This is a genomic window from Methylophaga sp. UBA5088 (genome assembly GCF_002414625.1).
In the GTDB taxonomy this organism is placed as follows: Bacteria; Pseudomonadota; Gammaproteobacteria; order Nitrosococcales; family Methylophagaceae; genus Methylophaga; species Methylophaga marina.
This window is the reverse complement of record NZ_DIAC01000105.1, coordinates 13,426-16,130: the sequence shown is the minus strand read 5'-3', so window position 1 is coordinate 16,130 and position 2,705 is coordinate 13,426. Positions and strand designations below refer to the sequence as shown.

The following is a 2,705-nucleotide window of genomic DNA, read 5'->3' as shown; positions in this document are numbered from 1 at the left end:
TTTATTCAACGTACGTTTTTCTTGTCTGACTTTAATATGAAGTGCAGCCTTTGCCATCAAATGTGCACTGACTGGAGCGGTGATAAATAAAAATAAAGTCACCAGTATTTCATGCAAACTGATACCGTCAGTTTTGGTACTGAAATGAATGGCAGATGCCACCAGAACAGCACCGACACCTAAAGTACTGGCTTTGGTGGGACCATGTAAACGCATATAAAAGTCAGGCAGTTTGAATAAGCCTAGGGAACCGACCAGCGTAAAGAAACCACCCAGAATAATCAGAATAGATAATAAAATTTCTAACATGATTTATTCCATTATGTCGCCGCGCAGCAGGTATTTGCTTAGCGCGAGTGTACCCATAAACCCCATCAACGCAATCAATAGAGCGGCTTCGTAATAAAGATTGCTTCGCAGGAAAATACCCAGCAGGATAAGTAGGGCAATTGAATTAATATACAGTGTATCGAGGGCCAGAATTCTATCCGGCACACTAGGACCGATAAGTAGTCGATAAAGGCTCAATAGCAGGGCCGTACACACCATAACGCAGGCTGTAATGATGGCGATATTCAGCATTAGTTGAAAATCTCCTTTAACGGTTTTTCAAACAGCTGTTTGATTTCATCAATGGTTGTTTGGGCATCATCGATATGCAGGGCATGAATCAACAGCTTTTTCTGGTCTTTAGACAAGTCACAGGTGACAGTCCCGGGAGTCAGTGAAATGGTATTGGCAAGAATACTGATCGCCAATGGTGAGGTTAAATCCAATGGTATCTCAACAAAACCGGGTCGCAGTTTATCTGAGGACATGAGAATAAGACGCGCCACATGAATATTGGCAATCACTATCTGCCAGAGCACAGAGCTGAAAAACTTAATCAGCAACCATGGCCGACGTACCATGACGCGCTCCTCCCAGAATCCAGCACTGAACCAAGGAATAAATATTGCGAGTAAGCCACCTAAAATCATATGGCCAGCCGATAAGGTGTTATTCAATAAAAGCCAGATAGCCCATAAGGCCAGAGTGAGAAATGGATGAGGAAAGCATTTTCGCCACATATTATTCTCCTCCCTGATAGGCAGGCTGGCCCATTACTGCATCAATATAAGCTTGATGATCATTCAGTTGTGAAGCCACACTCTGGGTAAAATCAGATATAGGACCGGCTGCAATGACTAATATCGGACTGGCTAGCACTAAAACTAAAGCCAGTGCCAATGCACGTATATTCAGCTTTTCACTGTCATCATCGAGAGAGGTATCCGTTTGATAGAAAATGATTGAGCCTGACCGTGCCATCGCCATAATCATTAATAAGCTGCCTATTAAAATGATGGCATAGATCCAGGTACTTAATGTGCTGCTCAGCGCGGCTTCCAAAATCATTACTTTACCGATAAACCCTGACAGTGGTGGCATGCCTACAATAGCAATAGCGGTAATGAAAAACACAGAGCCTAAAAGAATGGCATGTTTCATTGGGGCGCCAGGACGTAACCTATCAGAGTATGAGCCTCTGGCACGAGCAATGATGTCGGCTACCAGAAATAATCCGGCACCAATCAGCGTGGAATGAATTAGATAATACAAGGTAGCCGCTAAGGCTTCGGTTGTATTAATCCCGATACCAATCAAAAGCGTGGCGACGGAAGCCAGTATCAGAAAAGCGGTTTGTTCTTTTAATGCACGGGATGCAAATACGCCAAGGACGGCCATTGCTAACGTGACCAAGCCAAGACTTAATACTACCTCAGCATGTAAGCCAACTAGCGCGCTTGCCTGTTCTGAGAATAACGTGCCGTGAACGCGAATAATCGCGTAGAGACCCACTTTGGTCATGATCGCAAATAAAGCAGCCACGGCAGCAGAGGTATTGGCATAGGCACCAGGTAGCCACAAATAGAGCGGGAAAATAGCCGCTTTGATACCAAACACCACTAAAAGAAGCAGTCCAGCTGCTGCCACAATACCTTGATCAGCACTGTCCAGCTGAGCAATGTGCGTAGACATATCAGCGATATTTAATGTGCCCAAAATGCCATAGAGTGTACCCACAGCGAATAAAAACAAACTGGAGCCGACCAGATTAATGACGACATAATGCAGCCCGCCTTTAGTGCGAAGACGACCGCCGCCATGGAGTAATAAGCCATATGATGCGAGTAACAGCACTTCGAAGAAGACAAACAGGTTAAACAAGTCACCAGTCAGGAAGGCACCATTCAGACCAAAAAGCTGGATTTGATAGAGCACATGAAAATGTTGACCTTTTTTATCAGTACCCTGAGAAATGGCATAAGCCAATGCAATAACAGCCAGTATGGAGGTCAGCAGTATCATCAAGGAAGATAGCTTATCCAACACCATCACGATGCCAAATGGCGCTGTCCAGTTACCAAGTAAGTAAACAGAATAATCACCACTATTGGCGATAGTGACGGTATAGATACTCAGCAACAGCAGAGCCATAGTGAATATCAGGCTAACTACACGCTGCAGCGGGATACCTTTGGGCCGAAAAAATAATGTCAGTATGCCACCCAATAAAGGTAACAAAATAAGCAGAATAGGCAGCTGTGACAGTGTCATTTGGCATCTCCTCCTGCTACTTTATTCTCCTGTTCTTCAGCCACATAACTCATGCCATCGACGTGATCGTTACCTAGTTCACTACGTGCTTTTAAAGCCAGAAC

The 2,705-nt window shown here is 44.5% G+C and carries 4 protein-coding genes and 1 pseudogene; all 5 read right to left on the bottom strand.

Features of this window, described 5'->3' with window-relative positions:
* Positions 1–309: Na+/H+ antiporter subunit G (locus B4K20_RS13345; protein ID WP_289283242.1), on the bottom strand; the 309-nt coding region annotated here is incomplete at its 3' end.
* Between the two features lie 3 nt (positions 310–312).
* Positions 313–582: a K+/H+ antiporter subunit F gene (locus tag B4K20_RS13340; protein WP_007146389.1), complete on the bottom strand. Its 270-nt coding sequence runs from the start codon at positions 580–582 to the stop codon at positions 313–315.
* On the bottom strand, positions 582–1,070 hold the full coding sequence (locus B4K20_RS13335; RefSeq protein ID WP_286304177.1) for a Na+/H+ antiporter subunit E: 489 nt from the start codon (positions 1,068–1,070) through the stop codon (positions 582–584). Before B4K20_RS13335 ends, B4K20_RS13340 begins: the two co-directional genes overlap by 1 nt.
* 1 nt (position 1,071) lies before the next feature.
* Positions 1,072–2,601 (bottom strand): monovalent cation/H+ antiporter subunit D, encoded by a 1,530-nt coding sequence (locus B4K20_RS13330; RefSeq protein WP_289283241.1) that lies wholly within the window; start codon positions 2,599–2,601, stop codon positions 1,072–1,074.
* A pseudogene (locus tag B4K20_RS13325) lies at positions 2,598–2,705 on the bottom strand (Na+/H+ antiporter subunit C); the annotation flags it as partial. The gene B4K20_RS13330 and the pseudogene B4K20_RS13325, both read right to left, overlap by 4 nt.

Coding starts and splice junctions, on each gene's coding strand:
- B4K20_RS13340 (WP_007146389.1), bottom strand. CDS start 582: ATGCTGAATATCGCCATCATTACAGCCTGCGTTATGGTGTGTACGGCC.
- B4K20_RS13335 (WP_286304177.1), bottom strand. CDS start 1,070: ATGTGGCGAAAATGCTTTCCTCATCCATTTCTCACTCTGGCCTTATGG.
- B4K20_RS13330 (WP_289283241.1), bottom strand. CDS start 2,601: ATGACACTGTCACAGCTGCCTATTCTGCTTATTTTGTTACCTTTATTG.